Raw genomic sequence first — 18,522 nt, 5'->3', positions numbered from 1 at the left:
CCGCCGCCGCTCAGGCCGTGGGCGCGCGCCGGCAGGCGCCGGCGATGAACTCGGCCAGCACCGCCAGGCTGCCATGCTTTTCCTGCGCATCGACCGTGAACAGCTCCTGCACCGCGGCGCCGCGCAGCGCGGAGAACACCACCGAGGCCACGCCCTGCGGGTGCGGATGGTCCTGCAGCTCGGGGAACACCGCGAAGAACTGCGCGTAGAAGCCCTGGTCCACGTGCCGGCGGTAGCCCTCGATGCGCTCGAACAGCGCGGGGATGGCCTTGCAGCCGAAGAACAGGCTCCAGGCCGTCTGGTAGTTCGGCGCGCCGAAGATGCCGTTCCAGGCGCGCTCGACAAACTGCCCGGCCCGCTCGTCCAGCGGCAGCGCCCGGTCGGGCCAGACGCCGCCCTGGTCGCCCAGCGGCGCCATGACCTCGGCCACCAGCCGCTCCATCAGCACGTCGCGGCTCTCGAAATGGTGCTGCAGCGCCCCCAGGCTGACCTCGGCGCGGCGCGCGATGGCCTGCAGCGTGGCGGCCTTGAAGCCCTCCTCGCGCAGCAGCGCCAGCGCCGCGTCGATGATCTTGCGCCGCGTGGCCTCCACCCGCTCGCTCTGCGGCGTGCGCACGCGGGTGTCGTCGGCAAGGGCGGTGCTGCTGCGGCGGCGGAGGGTCATGGCAAGAATAATAAATTGATATGGAAGCCTGATACCCGCCTTCCGCCGTCCTGTCCATCGGCAGAAACTCTATGCAATAATAATTTATTGATACTGCAAAATCACCGACATCCCCGCCCCACCTGAAGGAGTCCTCCAATGGCCGACCTGTTCGACAACCCCATGGGCCTGTGCGGCTTCGAGTTCGTGGAGTTCGCCTCGCCCGCGCCCGGCGTGCTCGAGCCGCTGTTCGAGAAGCTGGGCTTCACCGAAGTGGCGCGCCACCGCTCCAAGGACGTGTCGCTGTACCGCCAGGGCCACATCAACTTCATCATCAACCGCGAGCCCAGGAGCCAGGCCGCCTACTTCGCGGCCGAGCACGGCCCGTCGGCCTGCGGCCTGGCGTTCCGCGTCCGGGATTCGCACAAGGCCTACAACCGCGCGCTCGAACTGGGCGCGCAGCCGGTGGACATCCCCACCGGCCCGATGGAACTGCACCTGCCGGCCATCAAGGGCATCGGCGGCGCGCCGCTGTACCTGATCGACCGCTTCGAGGACGGCAAGAGCATCTACGACATCGACTTCGAGTTCCTGCCCGGCGTGGACCGGCGCCCGCCAGGGCACGGCTTCGCGCTGGTGGACCACCTCACGCACAACGTGTACCGCGGCCGCATGGGCTACTGGGCCGACTTCTACGGCAGGCTGTTCAATTTCCGGGAGATCCGCTACTTCGACATCAAGGGCGAGTACACGGGCCTGACCAGCAAGGCCATGACGGCGCCGGACGGCCTGATCCGCATCCCGCTGAACGAGGAGGCCCGGCAGGGCGGCGGGCAGATCGAGGAGTTCCTGATGCAGTTCAACGGCGAAGGTATCCAGCACATCGCGCTGCTGTGCGAGGACCTGCCGGACGCCATCGACCGGCTGCAGATGGCCGGCATCCCGCTGCTGACCGCACCCAACGACGTCTACTACCAGAACCTGGAGAAGCGCCTGCCCGGCCACGGCCAGCCGGTGGGCGAGCTGCAGGCGCGCGGCATCCTGCTGGACGGCACGACCGAGGGCGGCAACCCGCGCCTGCTGCTGCAGATCTTCTCCGAGCCGCTGCTCGGGCCGGTGTTCTTCGAGTTCATCGAGCGCAAGGGCAACTACCGCGAGGGCTTCGGCGAGGGCAACTTCAAGGCCTTGTTCGAGTCCCTGGAGCGCGACCAGATCAACCGCGGCGTGCTGGAGGCGGCGGGGACGCACGAGGCCTGAACCGGCGCGCAACCGCTCCCCTGGCTGCTGCCGCCGCCGCGCGGCGGAACCGAACGATCACCGCCGCCGGCGGTCCAACCCGCCGAGGAGCACGACCATGCACGAGCCCGCCCCGAGATCCGGCAAGCACGGCCTGGCCGGCGGCGACCGCCCCGAGCGGCCGGACTGGACCGTCGACCAGCGCTGGGAGCACTACACGGCCGAAGAGCACGCCGTCTGGAAGACCCTGTACGAACGCCAGAGCCGGCTGCTGCCCGGCCGCGCCTGCGCGGCGTTCATGCGCGGCATGGCCGAGCTGCCGATCGGCGCCGACCGCATCCCGGACTTCGGCCGGCTCTCCGAGGCGCTGATGCAGCGCACCGGCTGGCAGATCGTGGCCGTGCCCGGCCTGGTGCCGGACGACGTGTTCTTCGAGCACCTGGCGAACCGCCGCTTTCCCGCCGGGCGCTTCATCCGCCAGCCGCACCAGCTGGACTACCTGGAAGAGCCCGACGTGTTCCACGACGTGTTCGGCCACGTGCCGATGCTGGCCAACCCGGTCATCGCCGGCTTCATCCAGGCCTACGGCCAGGGCGGCCTGCGCGCCAGGCAGCTGGGCGTGCTGCCGCAGCTGGCGCGCGTCTACTGGTACACGGTGGAGTTCGGCCTGGTGCGCGAAGAAGGCGGCGCACCGCGCATCTACGGCGCCGGCATCGCCTCCTCGGCCACCGAGACCGTGTTCTCGGTGGAGGACGACTCGCCCAACCGCATCCGCTTCGACCTGGAGCGCGTGATGCGCACGCGCTACCGCATCGACGACTTCCAGGAGACCTACTTCGTGCTCGACAGCCTGGACGAGCTGCTGGCGCTGGCGCAGATCGACTTCGCCCCCCACTACGCGCGCGCGGCGCAGGCGGCCGAGCTGCAGCCCGGCGAGGTGCTGGACGGCGACACCGTGCTGGCCCGCGGCACCGGCCGCTACCACGCCGGCAGGCGCGCGGGGGAGGCGTAAGCACCGCCGCGGCGGCACCCAGGGATGCGGACCGCAGGCGCACGGGACGAAGGCAGGCCTGCGGACACACACTTGGCGGGCTGGGCTGAACTGTCTGCGCGGCAGTGAACCCGCCGACTTCGTCCGTCGTAACCGGACCGCTTTTCTGAGTTGCCGCATAGGCAGCTCAGAAACCTGAAACCCCGGAGGCGCGGCTGCTGCTGACGTTCACTGCCGCATAGGCAGCTCAGAAAATGGCCACGACGAGAACCTGCCTCGCCCCGCGGTTCACTGCCGCATAGGCAGCTCAGAAAAGTGTCGGCGGTTGAAGACGGGTTCGTCGAACGTTCACTGCCGCATAGGCAGCTCAGAAAGGCCAGATCGGCGAGCGGCCGGTAGAACGTCAGTTCACTGCCGCATAGGCAGCTCAGAAAGCAAAGCGCGTGGAGTTCGCCGTGGGAGTGTTGTTCACTGCCGCATAGGCAGCTCAGAAAATGACCATCGGCTTAACCAGGTCGCGCACATACGTTCACTGCCGCATAGGCAGCTCAGAAAAAATTGGGCGCACACGTCGTATGGCCGGAAAAGTTCACTGCCGCATAGGCAGCTCAGAAAAGTCCCTATTCCAGCCGGATGGATGTCCGGGAGTGCACTGCCGCATAGGCAGCTCAGTTCGCGCCGCGTGCGCTTGTTCTTTATCGCGCACTCGGCATTGGAAAAGCTACGTCGATTCATCTCGGCGGAACTATGACTTGCGGTGCCTTCACGCATGCAGGCGCTGTGCCTGCTGGGACCTATTTTTCAGCGTCTCCTTATGCAATGTGGCAGTGAGCCGCAAAGCGGTGAGTTAGACCAAGCTTGTGGTTTTCTGAAGTATCTACGCGACAGTGAGCCCTCACGTCGAAAAAGAACCCGGGCAGAAAATTTTCTGAGCTGCCTATGCGGCAGTGAACTGAATCGGCCATGGAGGCGGTGCTCGATCGGATTTCTGAGCTGCCTATGCGGCAGTGAACGTGAACAGGCCGGCCTTGATCCGATCGTACAATTTCTGAGCTGCCTATGCGGCAGTGAACTACAGTTTGACTGCGCGCACGACAATATTTTGTTTTCTGAGCTGCCTATGCGGCAGTGAACGCGTTCATCCCTGCGGCCACCACGGTGACGGATTTCTGAGCTGCCTATGCGGCAGTGAACAAACCCGCCGATCAGCCGTGGACGACGTACCCTTTCTGAGCTGCCTATGCGGCAGTGAACGTGGGTGTTCAAGAACTCGTACTACGGCGGATTTTCTGAGCTGCCTATGCGGCAGTGAACCACCGAGACAGTGAGCGGCTTGATCAGCTCCATTTCTGAGCTGCCTATGCGGCAGTGAACGCCCGACTGGTCCGACGAGCGCTGGCAGGTGACTTTCTGAGCTGCCTATGCGGCAGTGAACAAGTGGAACCGGCGCAACCCGGAAAGCCCGGTTTTCTGAGCTGCCTATGCGACAGTGAACTCGTTCATTTACACCGATCCCAGCGACGCTGTTTTCTGAGCTGCCTATGCGGCAGTGAACGCCGCGACGCCGATCAACAGCAAGCTGGGGTCTTTCTGAGCTGCCTATGCGGCAGTGAACACAGTCCACTCCGGGGCCGAGTTGTTGCCGATTTTCTGAGCTGCCTATGCGGCAGTGAACGCGGGATCGGGTCGCCGGGCTTACCGCCTTCCTTTCTGAGCTGCCTATGCGGCAGTGAACGCTGTCGCTCAGTTCGAGCGGTCGTTGATCCGTTTCTGAGCTGCCTATGCGGCAGTGAACTGCTAGGCGGGCTTGCCGGTACGCTGGGGCACTTTCTGAGCTGCCTATGCGGCAGTGAACATAGCGTGCGGCTTGATTGGCCGAGCCACGACTTTCTGAGCTGCCTATGCGGCAGTGAACTCTGATCGTGGTGGACGAGTTCCAGAAGATATTTTCTGAGCTGCCTATGCGGCAGTGAACCCTGGAGGTCGATAAGCCCCGGCAATTCAAGGTTTCTGAGCTGCCTATGCGGCAGTGAACGTTCTGGGGCTGAAAGACTCGCCCGCCGTCACTTTCTGAGCTGCCTATGCGGCAGTGAACGAGCTGGGGCCACTATACGCTGACCGCGTGACTTTCTGAGCTGCCTATGCGGCAGTGAACGCTCGCGATGCGGACTACCTGCGGTTCGTGCATTTCTGAGCTGCCTATGCGGCAGTGAACCCAGCGCGACAAGTTGTTGGTGCACCTGGCCATTTCTGAGCTGCCTATGCGGCAGTGAACGCCGTCGCGCGCGCGCTGACGCGAATGGGCATTTTCTGAGCTGCCTATGCGGCAGTGAACCAGCACGTTGCCCCTGTCCAGCCGGGTCATCATTTCTGAGCTGCCTATGCGGCAGTGAACATCGACGCGATGGAGGCCGTGCGCAGGGAGCTTTTCTGAGCTGCCTATGCGGCAGTGAACGTCGGGCAAGCGTGACGCAGGCATCGGATGAATTTCTGAGCTGCCTATGCGGCAGTGAACGACCGGGGCGCGGCCAGCAGCACGGGCTACCAGTTTCTGAGCTGCCTATGCGGCAGTGAACGTCATTCTCTTCGGGCGCGCCGCGTTCCTGGATTTCTGAGCTGCCTATGCGGCAGTGAACCTGTGCCAGGAGGAAAATGCGGGGGCTCTCCCTTTCTGAGCTGCCTATGCGGCAGTGAACTAACCCGCAACCCGCGTAACCCCTTGCCGGGACAGCAGAATCCCGCCGGTTCGGCCGTCCGACCCAAGTTCCGGCGGCGGCGCCAAGTCCTTGATGCAGCTGGGCGCCGGGCGGCCGGTCGGAAAAAGGGTCAAAACCAGGGCACCGTGGCGTGGTCGCTCAGGCCGTAGGCGTTGAAGGTGCCGGCACGCGGCACGGTACCGATGGCGCCGTGCTCGACGAACAGCCTGAAGTGCTGGCCGGTGCTGGCACTGCGCAGCTGCAGATACGGCAGGTCCAGGCGCTGCTCGACGCTGTCGGGAATGCGCTGCAGCGCTTCGGCCTCGTCGATACCGTGGCGCCGCATCAGGCGGCGGCGCAGCCGGGCTGCGCCGCTCTTGGCCTGGACGCGGCGGACCACCCGGTGGCGGGCGTCCGACGGCACCGGGCGAACGGCCTCGACGGCCACGTGGTCGCGCAAGGCCACCAGCCAGGCGCCCGCATGGAACGGCGCCAGGGCCGGCTGCGGCCCGTGCAGGCGCAGCACGTCGCCGAGCCGCCGCCCGTCCACGCGCGGAAAGCTGACGCCGATGCCTGCGTCCGCACCGCCGGCGTGCGCCGCCAACACCCCATGCAGCCTGCCGAACAGCGCGTTCATCAGCACGGATGGCGCTGTCTCCGCGTCCGCCAGCAGCCGCAGGTCGAGGTAGTGGTCCACCGCTCACTCCTTGCCCGAATCGCCGAACACGCCGCCGCGGATCAGCGTGGCGACGACGAAGTGCTGCTGCTCCACGGCGGGCGCCTTGTCCTTCAGCAGCCAGTTGTCCAGCAGGTTGTAGAAGTCCAGCTTTTCCTTGGGCTTGCCGTCCTCGTCCTTGCCCGGGTTGGGTTGGCGATAGGCCTTGCCTTCGGTGGTGACCGAGCCGTAGGGCTCCACCGCGATCGGGCCCTGCCCGTCCGCGCCGGGGTACCAGGTGTCGATGGTGCGGATGGCGTTGCCGATCTTCTGCGAGTGGATGGCGGCGACCTTGTCCACCTCGTAGAGGGTCTTGCTCTTGTCACCACGGCTGCGGTCCAGGACGAGTTCCTGCGACGGGAACACCTCCTGCCCTGCGCCCAGGCGCACGAACGCGGTCACCTCCAGCAGCACGTGGCGGTCGACGGCCAGGCCTTCGGCGATCAGCGCGGCCAGTTCGTCCAGCGCCGCGCCACCAGCACCGTCAAAGCGGCGCAGCGGCAGTTGCAGTGCGTCGAAGACCCAGCGTTTGGCGGCGGCACCGTCCACCAGCTGCGCGATCTGCACCTCCACCTGCTCGGCCCCCACGCGGTTGCGCCACAGGAAGCGGCCGTTGGCCAGGTTGGCGGCATAGCGGCGGGCCAGCTCGCCAAAGCCCTGGGCCTGCTTGTAGCCCTCCACCGTGGCCAGCAGCTTGGCGCGATAGTCGGCGTTGTTGCAGGCCGAGGGCGTGCCCGCACCGCCCAGCACCCGCAGGCTGAAGCGCACCCGCAAGGTGTCGGCCTCGGCCGGCAGCGCGGCCACGTCCACGGTCTGCAGGTTGGGCTTCTGGATCGAGGCATCCAGCTTGGCCGGGTCTTGCTCGCCGGCTTTCAAGCGGTTGGAGATGGTGCCGCGCACCGATTTCTCGCGCAGCGCGATCGGCGTCCAGGCTGCGGCGTCGGCCCGTGCCTGCCAGGTGCCGGCGTGCATCAGCGCGTCGGAGGGATCCAGCTTGCGTTCGAAGGCGAGGACGGAGGCGGTTTCCAGTTTGGTGGTGGCCATGGTGGTGAATTTCCTGATGAATGGTCGAGGCTCAGAACCCTTCGTCCAGCAGCACGTCTTCGTCGTGCAGCGTGGCGGGGCGAACAAAGTGGTTGACGCAGCGGTACAGGCCCCGGGCCGGATCGGCCCAGGCAGTCCACAGCAGGTCGGTGGGCAGTTGCAGCCGGTGCGGGCTGATCCATTGGCCGATGCCGTACAGGCTTTCGACGAAGCGGAACGGCGTGACACGGTCGCGCGCACGCGCCACGCTGCCGGGCGGGTGCAGCTCGCTCAACGCGCCGTAACCCACCGGCATGGGCACCAGCCAGCCGGGGCGGCGGTCGGCCCGCCAGGCCACCGGCTTGCGGGCGGCGCGGCCCGTGGTGGCGTCCTCGGGCTCCGGCGGCTCGGCGCGCAGGTTCAGGCGCGACAAGTCCAGCCAGGCGTCCAGCAGGCTGGCCTGGGGCTGGCGCCGGCGCAGCAGGGCCAGATGCGATGCCAGCAGGTCGTCGCGCGAGACCAGCGCGAAGCCGGGCAGCCACCGCCGGCGCTCCTGGCGGAACAACTCGGCCTGCGCATCGCCGCCCACGTCGAAGGCCACCAGGCGCGGCCGGCGCAGTGCCTCGGGCAGGCGGCGCAGCGGCGGCACCACGCTGCCGCCGGCCACGCGCATGCCCGCCACCCGCTCGGCCACCTGGGCGGCACGCCGCTGGCGCTCGGCCTCGTCGCGGGGCAGCCCTTCGGCGAACCGCACGCCGAACACCAGCGTCAGGTCCAGGTGGATGCGCCCCTCTTCCACGATGGCGGCGGTGCTGCCGTTCTTTTTCACCGGGTTGCGCGTCAGGTTGAACTGCCGGGTGTAGCCGCCCGTGGTCTGCGCCTGGAAGTCATGGCACACCACCCCAACGCCCACGAAGCGCAGGCCGCAATCTGCCGGCAGCTTGCGCTGCACCGCCTGCATCAGCCCGAGGAAGCCCGAGATCGCCGGAAAGCCCCAGGTCAGCGGGCTGGAGATGGCATTGGCGTTCTGGATGCGCAACCGCGGCAGCACCAGCAGGGCATCGATCACCGGCGGCTCAGCGGTCGCCATCGAGGCCCCCTTTCAGCGCCTGCAGCTTGGCGATGCGGCGGCGGAACTGGTCGGTTTGCCACCGCAGCTCCTGCTCGTCTTCAAAGCCCTGGGCCCAGTGGCGGCTCTCGGGGTCACCCACGGGCAGGCCGGCCAGCGCGGTCAGGCGCCCGTTCAGCCACTGCGCGAAGTCCTCGTAGACCTGTTCCATCCAGTCCTTGCGGTGCCAGGCGCGGGAGAACTCGTCATCCTCCACCGCCCGGTATGGGTCCAGCCACAGGCGCTGGTGCTCGGGCAGCTCGCAGCGCTCGTCTGCGCTCCAGCCCGGCGGGTGCAGCAGGGCCAGCGAGTGGGCGTAGTGCAGCAGTTCGTCTACCAGGGTGTCGGTCCACACGTCGCGGCTGTCGCGGGTGGACATGATGCTGCGCGGGCCGGCCTTCAAGAAGGCTGCCAGCTCCCGCACCAGGCGCCGCACCTCACGCAGGCGGCCAAAGCTGCGCATGGCATCCGTGGTGCGCAGCGGCAACGGCAGCTCGCTGGTCTCCCAGCGCGGTGGCAGGCCGGCCAGCAGGTAGTTCATGCCGCGGCGCTCGCTGTTGAGCTGGCTGATGTTTTGTGGATTGGTACCGCCCAGCTTCTGCACCGCGATCTGCGGGTACTCGTGCAGCACCGTGTCGCTGTACACACCATCGCGCCGCGCCTGCCTGGCCTGCTTGGCCTCGTCGCCGAAGCGGTGCTCGGTGATCGTGGCGTGCACCGCATGCGCCAGTGAACTGGCGCGCAGCGGCGCCAGCAGGTGGTAGGCCTCGTCGTCGGACGGGTCACCGCCCACATGCCAGTACACCTGCTTGGCCAGGGTGTGCGAGGCTGGTTTCTCCCCCGCCTGCGTGATGCCGATGAAGGCTTCGGCCCAGGCTTGCGCCTCGACCGGATCGTCGCTGAACGCGGCCAGCAGGTCGGCATCGCCGGCCTGCAGCAGCGCCAGCAGGCTGCAGCCGTCATGTTCCACGCGCAGGAACTGGTAGACGTAGAGCGCGGGCGCATTGCCCGTCACGTCCTCTGTGAAATCGTCGCCCAGGCAATGGCTGCCCACCAATGGGTGCTGCGGCAGCGTGGGCGGCGGCGTATACAGACTGGTGCCGAGCGCATCGGGGTGCGTGGCCTTGAGCACGTGGGTCACCCTCTGGATCTGGCGGGCGCAGCGCGCCGCGTCGGGGATCCAAACTTGAGGGACGTATCGCGCCGGCAATTCCTGACGCTTGGGGTCATCGGGCTTCAGCGGCTTGAGCTTGGCGTCCAGGCGCTCCTGGAGGAAGCGCTCGATGGACAGCCGAAGCGCCGCCACACGCCCGGAAACAGAATGAGGCATACCAATCCTTCAAAGTGAGGATGTAGATCCATAGAATGCCCCGATGCGCCAACGGCATCGGGGCGCCTTGCCCGCGCTTAGCGGGCTTCAGGCAGTTCTGTTGACGTGGTTGCTACGCACGATAGCCTCCTGACTTTGTTTGCCAACGGGTTGAGGGACCAGGCTTGCCGGCCTGGGGTGCGGCAGAAGCGGGTGGGGCCATCCGGCCCCACCTTCATCTGTTGAGCGGGACTGTAACTGCCGCATAGGCCGCCCCATGAAACCGTCCGACTCCGTCCGCGACAAGCGTGACGCCATCCGTCACCTGACCAGCCGGTTCAAGGTGACCAATCCGCGCATCTTTGGCTCGGTGCTGCACGGCAGTGACACCGAGGGCAGCGATCTCGACTTGTTGGTCGATCCACTGCCCGGCACCACGCTGTTCGACCTTGGCGGCCTGCAGGCCGAACTGGAAGGCCTGCTCGGCGTACCCGTGGATCTGCGCACGCCCAAGGGTCTACCGGAAACCTTCCGCGCTCAGGTGCTGGCCGAGGCCCAGCCGGTATGAAGCGTGAGAAGCGCCTGGCCGACCATGTTCGCGACATGCTGGCTGCGGCGAAGCAAACGTTGCAGTACACGGCAGGCATGGATCGCGCAGGCTTTCTGGCCGATGTACGCACTCAGCAGGCGGTGTTCTTCAACGTCGTGATGCTGGGCGAAGCGGCGGCCCGGGTGATGGATCGCCATGCCGCCTTTGCCTTGGCGCATCCGCAAGTGCCATGGCGCGCCGTCCGCAACCAGGTCGCACACGGGTACGCGTCGATCGACACCGATCTGGTCTGGGACACAGTCACCCAGTCGCTACCCGACTTGCTCGCCGCGCTGCCTGCCGTCATTGCCGAGGCCGACGCGCTGGCAGGTCATGACACTCTGCCTTAAATCTCGCTTTACATGCGCTTGCTGAAACCCAGCGCCGGGTGGAAGCGCCAGCCGCGGTCGTGCTCCGGCAGCGTCACCTGGCCATAGCGCTGGCCGCAGGCCTGCAGCGGTCGGCCTCGATGCTGCGCCAGCGCCGTCAGTTCGGCCAGGTAGTCGGGCACGGCCCAGGGGGCGATGCGCTCGCCCAGCACCACGCTGTCGGGCAGTTGCGTCAACAGGCGGTCCACCTCGATGTAGGGCTGGCTTTCGCCCTGCCGACGCTCGTGCTCGGGCAGCACCGTGCAGAGATGCAGACGCTCGCCCTCCTCATCGGGCATCAGGCAGGCGTCCACCTCGGCACCGGCATGGCGCCGGAACGGCTGCTGTTGCTGCAGCACGGCCGCCATCAGCCCATCGGTGCGCGGCAGCGTCCACCAGTGGTGCGCGCACAGGTCGCGGATGGGCGGGTCCCCGGCGCCCCCGCCCAGCATCGTGGCCTGCAGCCGCGCATGCTCCAGATCGACAAGGCTGAGCCTGGGTTGCAGCTTCTTGCGCATGCGGATGCGTGAGCGGGCGTCGATCACGTCGCGCTCGCTGTCGCGCAGCAGTTCACCCAGAGGCTTGCGCGGCAAGGGCCAGTCCACTTTCGTTTCGAAACCCGGCCGGCAGAACGCGGGGCCGTCCGGCCGGCGCCAGAAGCGCAGGTTGTGGTCCAGCACGATGACGTTGGGCTCGGCGCACACCCGCTCGGGCTGGTGCCGCCACACCCGGCCGACCAGCTGGATCAACGAGCGCATCGACGAGGGCTCGACCACCGCCCAGCTGTACGAGTGGTCCCTGCCCACTTCCGTGACCGGGCTGCCGAGCACCACGAACATCTGGTCGGCTTCGTCGTGCGCGTCCAGCCGTTCGCGCACTTCGGCCTGGGTGAACAAGGCCTGCGGGTCGCGCCGGTCCAGCACGCGGTCGAGCACGCGCTCGATGGCCGAGCGCATCAGCAGCGGATAGCGCGCGTGGTACGCGCACAGGTGCAGCCGCAGGCCCGGTGGCGCGCCCAGCCGGTACAGGGCCAGCGCCACCTCCACCAGCGGCTCGATGTTGGCCATGCGCACCAGCCCGATGCTGACGCGGCGGCCGGTCACCGGGTCGGTCTCCGCATGGCGGTGGTGCAGCGTGGTGATCGCTTCCAGGATGCGCTGCGCGGCCACGGTGTTCAGGTCCGGCCGACCCTGCTGGCCGGGCGCGGGGGAAGGCGCGAAGGGCAGCAGTTCCATGCGGCGGCGTGGTGGTGCCTGCACCAGGGCGTCGTAGCGGCGGGCGACGAAGGCGTCGTGCTCACGCACAAAGCTGGCGCTGTCAGCGCAATCCAGGCGGCGCTGGTCGAACTCGTCGATCCACGCGCAGGCCACGAGCGCTTGCTGGCCAGGCCGCTGGCCGCGGTTGCGGGCGTACAGGCTGCGGCCATCACGGTAGGCCTCGAACATGCCCCGCACCAGGGCCGGCGGCAAGGTGGCCGAGGACACCAGCACCCGCGCTCCCAGCATGCCGGCCCAGTGCACCAGCCGGGCCACGGCGGGCAGGTCGTCGATGTCGAAGTCGTCCAGCTCGTCGATGACCAGGTCGGCGCTCATCAGCCGCAGCATCGGGCCGATCTGGGCGCCGCCGCGCTGGCTTTCGGTGGCGGGCACCAGGTGGTCGACCGTACAGGCCAGCACCGGGGCGGCCAGCAGCTTGCGCATCGCCGGGTTGCGGAAGGCCCTGGCCAGCAGCGGATGGCTGGCGTCGCCCTCGAACAGCACGCCGCCGGCGTCGTCGTCCTGCCGGCCGTCTTCGCTGCCGTCGTCCAGCAAGGACTGCGCCGAGGCCGAGCCGCTTGCCTCGGCCAGCGCGGCGTAATGCTCGAACAGCTCGCGGCTGGCCGCGCCGCCGACGCGGATGGCCAGTTGGTCGTCGTCCAGCTTCAGGGTCTGGCGATAGGCGCGCCCGGTTTGCAGCGTCAGCGTGCGCAGCCCCAATGCGAAGCTGCAGCGCATGCCGAGCTGCGGGTCGGCCAGCGCGTACATCACGCGCGCATTGGCCAATGTCTTGCCGCAACCGGTGGACGCCATGTTGACGATGAAGGCGCCGCCCTGGGCGGCGGCCTCGCGCATGCCGGCAGCGGTGTCGGCGGCGTGGTCCTGCCAGCGGAAGCGCGGATCGTCGCTGCGCTTCTCCAGGCCCTCGTGGCAGGCCAGGCGCGGCAGGTGCTGCTCGAAGCGCGGCAGGGCATGGCACAGCTCGGTGCTGTGGTTGGCCACGCCCAGCAGGTGCTCGTCCAGCGCCTGGTTGGGCACGCGCCGGCCTTGCGCATCGAACTTGGTGTTGGCCACCAGCGGTGAGCCGGGCAGGCCTCGCACACGCTGCGGGTCCTGCGGATCGATCAGGCTGGAATAGTGGTGGTCGGCCAGCATCAGCACCAGCCGCGCCACGTGCATCAGGTACGGGTGCCCAGCCAGTCGCCTTGGCCGGGCTGCCCGACCAGCGCCTGCAACCCCCGCGCGACGCGGGCCGCACACTGGCGCCAGGCCCCGGTGGTGACCGGCAGCCCCTGCGGAAACTCCCAGTACGGCGCCAGGGCTTGGGGATCGTCGGTGCTGCGCCGCTCGTTCCACTCGGCATCCACCTGGGCCAGCAGGCCGGCCATGTCGGCCGGGCTCAACTTGTCCAGCGGCTGGCCCAGCCAGCGACCGCCGGGCTTGACCGGCAGGCGGTGGTGCGTCAGCACCAGCCAGCCCACGGCCCGGGCCAGCGGCGGCAGTGTGTCGAACGGCTTGTCGCAAGGCGCCCCCATGCCGTCGCACTGCAGCCGGTCCAGCCAGTGGGCATCGTCCTGCGGGCCGGGCGCGGCCAGCCGGGCCAGCCAGGTGGCGTCGTCGTCCTGGCCGACGAAGGCCTGGAACAGGCGCAGCGAGACCCATTCATGCCGGTACAGGTTGCGCGTGAGCGCGCCCTTGCCCTGCAGGCGCTGCTGGAACGCGGCCGTGGCCTTGCCCAGGTCATGCAGCAGCGCGGCCAGCGTGGCCAGCAGCCGGATGTCCTCGCCGGTGTGCCAGTCGTTCTCGTCGCGCGCGCGCAGCACGTTGCGCCGCGTGGTGTTGGTGGGCACCGCGCCTTCGGCGTTGAAGCGGCGCCTGTCGCCGACGATCCACAGCAGCTCGCTGTGGTCCAGCCCGCGGATCCAGTGGCAGGCCACGGCCGTGTTCTTGCGCGCGGTCCTGCGCAGCAGGCGGCGCAGCGTGTCCAGGCCGTCCTGGGTGATCGGGGTCTGCCAGGTGCGCTCGCCGCGGCGCTCGGCGAACTGGTCCAGGATGCGGCGGGTCTCGGTCAGCGCGCGCTTGTCGCACTGCGCGATGAGCAGGACGTTCATGCGCTCTTCGTCTGCGCCAGCCGACCGGTCTGCTCGGCCACGGCCTTGACGGTGTCGATCATGAAGTCCAGCGCCTCGCCACGTGTCAGGCTCTCGATGCAGGCGCGGCGGAAGTCCTGCTCCTCGTCGCCGCGCACGGCGGCGACGAAGGCCAGCGGCAGGATGGTGGCGCCCTTCACCAGGTCGGCCACGTCGAACACACCAGGCCACCGCGGCGCGTCTTGCCGTGCAGTACCGCCAGGCCGTGCGGCAGGCCCAGCACCCAGGTGGCGGTGGCGCCCAGGCCGTAGGCCAGGTAGTTGCCGTGGTCGAGGAAACGGTTGGCCGGGTCCGCGCCCTGGCCGCGCTGGGCGCGCGTGAACGCGCCGTACTGCGTCGCCTGCGCGGCGAGCCTGAACAGCTGCTTGCTCAGGCGCGCTTCCTCGGTGAGCAGGAAGGTGTTGTCGGGCGCCGCGTCGATGGCGCGCAGCGAGGCGGCCAGCGCGGCCTCCAGCGCCGCGGCGTCGATGGCGAAGCCGGCGTCCTTCAACGCCTTGCTCCTGAGCCACTGCGTGGCGATGCGCCGCAGGCGGGCGCGCTGGAAGGCCTTGGCCGCGGCCAGCCGCAGCGCGTCGTCGAACCAGAAGCGCACCCAGTGCTGCAGGTATTCGGTGGGCCGGTATTCGCTCTGCGGCGTGCGCCAGGCCACGTCGACGTCGACCTCGCCGGCCGAGAACAGCGGCGTGCCGCCTCCGCCGCAAAAGCCGACCAGCACGCCGGCCTTGGCCAGTTCGCGCATCGCCGCCTGGGTGACCGAGGTACCGGTGCCCAGCAGCAGCGAGGTGGTGTTGGCGATCGGGATGTTCCAGTACAGCTGGCGTTGGCCCGCGTCGGTCACGTACTCGACGCGGCCGCCGTTGACGAGCACGCGGCAGTGCTCCAGGCAGTACAGGTTGGCCCGCTTGGAGTGCAGGATGGCCTTGAGGTCCGACGGGCTGAAATCATCCATGGCCCGCCGATTCTGGAACATCCCCCGCGCCGCGACGGCATCGCGGCGGGTCCGTCCCCCCGGGGAGGGACGTCAGTAGGTCAGCACCTTCGCGCGCGTGCGGCTGGTGCCTTCCAGGCGGTTGCCTTCCAGCACGACCTTGCGGTCGCCGGCGCGCACGCGCAGGTAGACACCGTTGGACGGCCGGTCGTCGACCAGCGTGTTGTTGCGCATCACCAGCTCGTTGGTCGGCCAGTTGTAGCCTTCGGCGCCGTACGACACCATGGTCGAGTTGCTGGTGGCCGGCCCCTGCCGGACGCGGCTGCCGCTGACCGTGACCACGCCGCCGTTCGGGAATTCCAACTGGTAGCTGGTCTGGCCGGCGTCGCTGTCGACGAACTGGCTGTCGCGGATGTCGGTGGCCGCGGCGCGGCTCTTGAGCAGGTGGCCGACGCGGGCGTCGCGGAACTCGCTGTTCTTGACCGTCAGGCGCGCGATGCGGCCCACGTAGAGGTTGTGGCTGTAGCCATCGCCGGCACCGTTGGAGCGGAACACGCTGCGCTCGATCGCCAGTTCGGCCAGCGGATCGGCACCGGTCAGGATGCCGTTCTCGTTGTCCTCGAACAGGCAGTCCACCACGGTCAGCTGGCCGCGCTCGAAGCGGATGCCGGCGCCGTTGCGGTCGGGCACGCGGGCACCCACGAAGTCGAAGCCCTGCACGCGGATGTCACCGCCGCGCACGACCCAGATGCCCTTGCCTTCGGCGTAGGCGCCATTGGCGACGAGGCGCGCGCGGCCGCCCACGGCGCGGATGTCCAGCCGACGCTGCGTCCACACGGCGACGTCGGCCCGGTACTCGCCGGCCCGCACCTGCACCGTGTCGCCGTCCTTCGCGGCGCGTGCGGCCGCGCCGATGCTGGTGTAGGCGCGGCCGGGGCCGACCTCCAGCACCGCGGCGGCGGCAGAGTTCGCGAGCCCCAGGCTCCAGAGGGCGAAAACGGCCACGGCGGCCAGGGAACGAGTCAGACGATTGAGCATGTCGATAAATCTCCTTGCGCATCCAGGCGTGCGCTGTCGCCATCAGAACATTTCTTGCCCGGGAAGAAGCGGCCGCCGGCCGCCGCCCATCGCGCCACGCCGCCCGGTCGTCCCGCGGCGGCCGGATCCGTCAACAGGAACCCTCGTCCACCAGCGCGGCGGCGTCCAGGTGGCCGGTATCGGCCCAGCCGACCAGGGTCAGGCCCTGCGGCGTCCACAGCAGGCGGTTGATCGCGGCGTTGCCGAGCGCCCAGGTGCGCGGCGCCTGCAGTTCCTGGCCGGTGGCGGCTCGGTACAGCACGTCCATCACGCCGCCGTGGCCGACCAGCGCGATCTGCTCGCCCGGATGGCGCGCGGCCAGCCGGTTCAGCGTGTCGACGACGCGCGCGCGGAACGCCAGCAGCGATTCGCCGCCCGGGGGCGCGAAGGCCGGGTCGCGGCGCCGCCACAGCAGGGCCTGGTCGGGCCAGTCGGCCTCGATCTCGGCGAAGGTGCGGCCCTCGAAGCGGCCGAACGCGCGCTCGCGCAGGCCGGGCTCGGGCGCCACCGCGAGGCCGGCGGCATCGGCCACGGCGTGGGCGGTCTGGAACGCGCGGGCCAGGTCGCTGGCGTAGACCGCCGCCAGCGGCTCGCCGGCCAGCGCGGCACCGAGCCGGCGGGCCTGCCAGCGGCCGGTGTCGTTCAGCGGGATGTCCAGGTGGCCCTGGATGCGCGTATCCACGTTCCAGGCCGTTTCGCCATGGCGGATGGCGACGATGCGGGTGGCGTCCATCCGCGAGGATTCTAGGAGCCGCCTCCTTCAGGCGATTTCGAAAGACCCACCCGGCAGCAGGTTCACTGCGCGCCGGCGCGCGGCACGGTGATGTTCACGCGGCGCACGCCGGCCGGCGGCTGCGGGAAGCTGCTGAGCGCGGCGTCGAACATCGGCGCCAGCACGGCCGGGTCGGACGGCCAGCGCGATTCGTGCAAGGCGCGCGTCTCGTAGACCACGCGCTGGTTCGACAGCTCGCGGATCACCACGCTGACCTCGCGCAGCACGTAGCTCTGGTCCCACATGCCGTACGGGTAGCCCCAGTACGGCCCCCAGCCATAGGGGCCGAAGGGCCGGCCGTACGGTCCCCAGGGCCCGAAGCGGCCATACAGCCAGGGATCGACCACCTGCGTGGAGGCCTGCACGCCGCTGTCCACCTGCACGCTGTAGCGGGGCGCGGCCTCGTCGCGCACCCAGCCGGCCTTGGCCAGCGCCGGCTCGGCGGCGGCCTCGATGCGGGCCTGCTCCTGCGCGGAGGCCTGCTGCGAGGGCAGCCGCTCGAAGCGGTAGGTGGCCGGCACGGGCACCGCGCTCAGCTGCGAGAAGGTCTGCACGTCGTTCTCGACGACCCAATGGGTGCTGGTGGCGCAGCCCGCCAGCAGCAGCACCGCGGCGGCACCGCCCGCGGCCAGGATCGTTCGCATCAGGGTTCGCATCGTCATCTCCCGGGAAAGTGCCGCCGTCAGAGCCGGACGACCTGCATCAGCGGTGCGACGGGGGCCGCGATCTCCTCGGCGTCGAACGCCTTGTCGCCCGCCGGATCGGGCACCCCGGTGGCCTTCAGACCCTTGAAGTCGTAGTGCGTTCCATCCATCAGGTGCGAGGGCACGACGTTCTGCAGCGCGGTGAACATGTTCTGCACGCGGCCGGGGAATTTCTTCTCCCATTCCTGCAGCAGCGCGGCGACCTGCTTGCGCTGCGCGTTCTCCTGGCTGCCGCACAGCGTGCAGGGGATGATGGGGAAGCCGCGGTGCGCGGCCCAGCGCGCCAGATCGCGCTCGGGCACGTAGGCCAGCGGGCGGATCACGATGTGGCGGCCGTCGTCGCTGACCAGCTTGGGCGGCATGCCCTTGAGCTTGGCGCCGAAGAACATGTTCAGGAACACGGTCTGCAGGATATCGTCGCGGTGGTGGCCCAGCGCGATCTTGGTCGCGCCCAGCTCGCCGGCCACGCGGTACAGGATGCCGCGGCGCAGCCGGCTGCACAGGCCGCAGGTGGTCTTGCCCTCGGGCACGATGCGCTTGACGATGCTGTAGGTGTCCTGCTCCTCGATGTGGAACGGCACGCCGACGCTGCGCAGGTACTCGGGCAGCACGTGCTCGGGGAAGCCGGGCTGCTTCTGGTCCAGGTTCACGGCCACGATGTCGAAGCCGACCGGCGCGCGCCGGCGCAGCTTGAGCAGGATGTCCAGCATGCCGTAGCTGTCCTTGCCGCCGGACATGCAGACCATGACCTTGTCGCCGGCCTCGATCATGTTGTAGTCCACGATGGCCTGGCCGGCCAGGCGGCACAGGCGTTTCTCCAGCTTGTGGTGCTCGCGCTCGATCTTCAGCGGCGCGGCGGCGGCAGCGGGCGCCTCGGTGGCGGCGGGGTCTTCGGCGGTCCAGACGGCGTTCATGGACGCGGATTTTCCGCGAAGCCGGCGCCGGTGCGCGCCCGCA

Annotated in this window: 17 protein-coding genes and 1 CRISPR repeat array; of the genes, 4 read left to right on the top strand and 13 right to left on the bottom strand. The window is 68.8% G+C overall.

Annotation, left to right across the window (positions count from 1 at the left end):
* Nucleotides 1-10: 10 nt before the first annotated feature.
* Nucleotides 11-664 carry a TetR/AcrR family transcriptional regulator gene (locus QM782_RS09770; protein WP_415202726.1) on the bottom strand — a complete coding sequence of 218 codons (654 nt, stop codon included), beginning with the start codon at nucleotides 662-664 and terminating at the stop codon, nucleotides 11-13.
* A 138-nt stretch (nucleotides 665-802) separates the two neighbouring features.
* Between QM782_RS09770 and hppD the strand changes: the two genes are divergently transcribed.
* Complete coding sequence (gene hppD, locus QM782_RS09765) at nucleotides 803-1,900, top strand: 4-hydroxyphenylpyruvate dioxygenase (protein ID WP_415202725.1); 1,098 nt, start codon at nucleotides 803-805, stop codon at nucleotides 1,898-1,900.
* 97 nt (nucleotides 1,901-1,997) lie between these two features.
* Nucleotides 1,998-2,891, top strand: coding sequence for a phenylalanine 4-monooxygenase (phhA, locus tag QM782_RS09760; RefSeq protein ID WP_415202724.1), 894 nt, complete (start codon nucleotides 1,998-2,000; stop codon nucleotides 2,889-2,891).
* Nucleotides 2,892-3,795: 904 nt separating this feature from the next.
* Nucleotides 3,796-5,566: direct repeats of the CRISPR family, unit length 28 nt; unit sequence TTTCTGAGCTGCCTATGCGGCAGTGAAC.
* A 130-nt stretch (nucleotides 5,567-5,696) separates the two neighbouring features.
* On the opposite strand, the gene cas6f is transcribed toward phhA, so the two are convergent.
* From cas6f to csy1, 4 genes are read right to left on the bottom strand one after another with little or no spacing between them, the layout of a single operon-like run.
* Nucleotides 5,697-6,263, bottom strand: a complete 567-nt coding sequence (gene cas6f / locus QM782_RS09755; protein WP_415202723.1) for a type I-F CRISPR-associated endoribonuclease Cas6/Csy4 — start codon at nucleotides 6,261-6,263, stop codon at nucleotides 5,697-5,699.
* 3 nt (nucleotides 6,264-6,266) lie between these two features.
* A complete protein-coding gene (gene csy3 / locus QM782_RS09750) occupies nucleotides 6,267-7,325 on the bottom strand; it encodes a type I-F CRISPR-associated protein Csy3 (RefSeq protein ID WP_415202722.1) in 1,059 nt (352 codons plus the stop codon).
* A 31-nt stretch (nucleotides 7,326-7,356) separates the two neighbouring features.
* Nucleotides 7,357-8,394, bottom strand: coding sequence for a type I-F CRISPR-associated protein Csy2 (gene csy2, locus QM782_RS09745; RefSeq protein WP_415202721.1), 1,038 nt, complete (start codon nucleotides 8,392-8,394; stop codon nucleotides 7,357-7,359).
* The gene (csy1, locus tag QM782_RS09740) at nucleotides 8,381-9,742 is read right to left on the bottom strand and encodes a type I-F CRISPR-associated protein Csy1 (protein ID WP_415202720.1); all 1,362 of its coding nucleotides are present in this window, start codon (nucleotides 9,740-9,742) and stop codon (nucleotides 8,381-8,383) included. Before csy1 ends, csy2 begins: the two co-directional genes overlap by 14 nt.
* 256 nt (nucleotides 9,743-9,998) lie before the next feature.
* Here csy1 and QM782_RS09735 point away from each other — a divergent pair, with 256 nt between their 5' ends.
* Together QM782_RS09735 and QM782_RS09730 are read left to right on the top strand one after the other, a co-directional pair.
* Nucleotides 9,999-10,289, top strand: a complete 291-nt coding sequence (locus QM782_RS09735; protein WP_415202719.1) for a nucleotidyltransferase family protein — start codon at nucleotides 9,999-10,001, stop codon at nucleotides 10,287-10,289.
* Entirely contained in the window at nucleotides 10,286-10,660 is a 375-nt protein-coding gene (locus tag QM782_RS09730; RefSeq protein ID WP_415202718.1) for a DUF86 domain-containing protein, read from the top strand. Before QM782_RS09735 ends, QM782_RS09730 begins: the two co-directional genes overlap by 4 nt.
* Nucleotides 10,661-10,668: 8 nt before the next feature.
* Here QM782_RS09730 and cas3f read toward each other — a convergent pair whose 3' ends face one another.
* From cas3f to ttcA, 8 genes are all read right to left on the bottom strand, one after another.
* Nucleotides 10,669-13,113 (bottom strand): type I-F CRISPR-associated helicase Cas3f, encoded by a 2,445-nt coding sequence (cas3f, locus tag QM782_RS09725; RefSeq protein WP_415202717.1) that lies wholly within the window; start codon nucleotides 13,111-13,113, stop codon nucleotides 10,669-10,671.
* Nucleotides 13,113-14,045, bottom strand: a complete 933-nt coding sequence (locus QM782_RS09720) for a CRISPR-associated endonuclease Cas3'' (RefSeq protein WP_415202716.1) — start codon at nucleotides 14,043-14,045, stop codon at nucleotides 13,113-13,115. Before QM782_RS09720 ends, cas3f begins: the two co-directional genes overlap by 1 nt.
* Nucleotides 14,042-14,236 (bottom strand): hypothetical protein, encoded by a 195-nt coding sequence (locus tag QM782_RS09715; RefSeq protein WP_415202715.1) that lies wholly within the window; start codon nucleotides 14,234-14,236, stop codon nucleotides 14,042-14,044. Before QM782_RS09715 ends, QM782_RS09720 begins: the two co-directional genes overlap by 4 nt.
* A complete protein-coding gene (cas1f, locus tag QM782_RS09710; RefSeq protein WP_415202714.1) occupies nucleotides 14,221-15,033 on the bottom strand; it encodes a type I-F CRISPR-associated endonuclease Cas1f in 813 nt (270 codons plus the stop codon). The genes QM782_RS09715 and cas1f overlap by 16 nt, the downstream gene beginning before the upstream one ends.
* A 72-nt stretch (nucleotides 15,034-15,105) precedes the next feature.
* Nucleotides 15,106-16,050 carry a hypothetical protein gene (locus QM782_RS09705; RefSeq protein WP_415202713.1) on the bottom strand — a complete coding sequence of 315 codons (945 nt, stop codon included), beginning with the start codon at nucleotides 16,048-16,050 and terminating at the stop codon, nucleotides 15,106-15,108.
* 130 nt (nucleotides 16,051-16,180) lie between these two features.
* Nucleotides 16,181-16,822, bottom strand: a complete 642-nt coding sequence (locus tag QM782_RS09700) for a histidine phosphatase family protein (RefSeq protein ID WP_415202712.1) — start codon at nucleotides 16,820-16,822, stop codon at nucleotides 16,181-16,183.
* Nucleotides 16,823-16,884: 62 nt separating this feature from the next.
* On the bottom strand, nucleotides 16,885-17,517 hold the full coding sequence (locus QM782_RS09695) for a DUF4136 domain-containing protein (RefSeq protein WP_415202711.1): 633 nt from the start codon (nucleotides 17,515-17,517) through the stop codon (nucleotides 16,885-16,887).
* 26 nt (nucleotides 17,518-17,543) lie between these two features.
* Entirely contained in the window at nucleotides 17,544-18,479 is a 936-nt protein-coding gene (ttcA, locus tag QM782_RS09690; protein WP_415202710.1) for a tRNA 2-thiocytidine(32) synthetase TtcA, read from the bottom strand.
* Nucleotides 18,480-18,522 lie beyond the last annotated feature (43 nt).

The sequence above is a fragment of the Pseudorhodoferax sp. genome (genome assembly GCF_047601025.1).
Lineage (GTDB): Bacteria > Pseudomonadota > Gammaproteobacteria > Burkholderiales > Burkholderiaceae_C > Pseudorhodoferax.
The sequence above is the reverse complement of the archived record's forward strand: the minus strand, read 5'-3'. Positions and strand labels throughout refer to the sequence as shown.

Bases quoted from the DNA above. Each gene is read 5' to 3' on its own strand.
- QM782_RS09770 (WP_415202726.1), bottom strand. From the start codon at position 664: ATGACCCTCCGCCGCCGCAGCAGCACCGCCCTTGCCGACGACACCCGC.
- hppD (WP_415202725.1), top strand. From the start codon at position 803: ATGGCCGACCTGTTCGACAACCCCATGGGCCTGTGCGGCTTCGAGTTC.
- phhA (WP_415202724.1), top strand. From the start codon at position 1,998: ATGCACGAGCCCGCCCCGAGATCCGGCAAGCACGGCCTGGCCGGCGGC.
- csy3 (WP_415202722.1), bottom strand. From the start codon at position 7,325: ATGGCCACCACCAAACTGGAAACCGCCTCCGTCCTCGCCTTCGAACGC.
- csy2 (WP_415202721.1), bottom strand. From the start codon at position 8,394: ATGGCGACCGCTGAGCCGCCGGTGATCGATGCCCTGCTGGTGCTGCCG.
- csy1 (WP_415202720.1), bottom strand. From the start codon at position 9,742: ATGCCTCATTCTGTTTCCGGGCGTGTGGCGGCGCTTCGGCTGTCCATC.
- QM782_RS09735 (WP_415202719.1), top strand. From the start codon at position 9,999: ATGAAACCGTCCGACTCCGTCCGCGACAAGCGTGACGCCATCCGTCAC.
- QM782_RS09730 (WP_415202718.1), top strand. From the start codon at position 10,286: ATGAAGCGTGAGAAGCGCCTGGCCGACCATGTTCGCGACATGCTGGCT.
- cas3f (WP_415202717.1), bottom strand. From the start codon at position 13,113: ATGCACGTGGCGCGGCTGGTGCTGATGCTGGCCGACCACCACTATTCC.
- QM782_RS09720 (WP_415202716.1), bottom strand. From the start codon at position 14,045: ATGAACGTCCTGCTCATCGCGCAGTGCGACAAGCGCGCGCTGACCGAG.
- cas1f (WP_415202714.1), bottom strand. From the start codon at position 15,033: ATGGATGATTTCAGCCCGTCGGACCTCAAGGCCATCCTGCACTCCAAG.
- QM782_RS09705 (WP_415202713.1), bottom strand. From the start codon at position 16,050: ATGCTCAATCGTCTGACTCGTTCCCTGGCCGCCGTGGCCGTTTTCGCC.
- QM782_RS09700 (WP_415202712.1), bottom strand. From the start codon at position 16,822: ATGGACGCCACCCGCATCGTCGCCATCCGCCATGGCGAAACGGCCTGG.
- QM782_RS09695 (WP_415202711.1), bottom strand. From the start codon at position 17,517: ATGCGAACCCTGATGCGAACGATCCTGGCCGCGGGCGGTGCCGCCGCG.
- ttcA (WP_415202710.1), bottom strand. From the start codon at position 18,479: ATGAACGCCGTCTGGACCGCCGAAGACCCCGCCGCCACCGAGGCGCCC.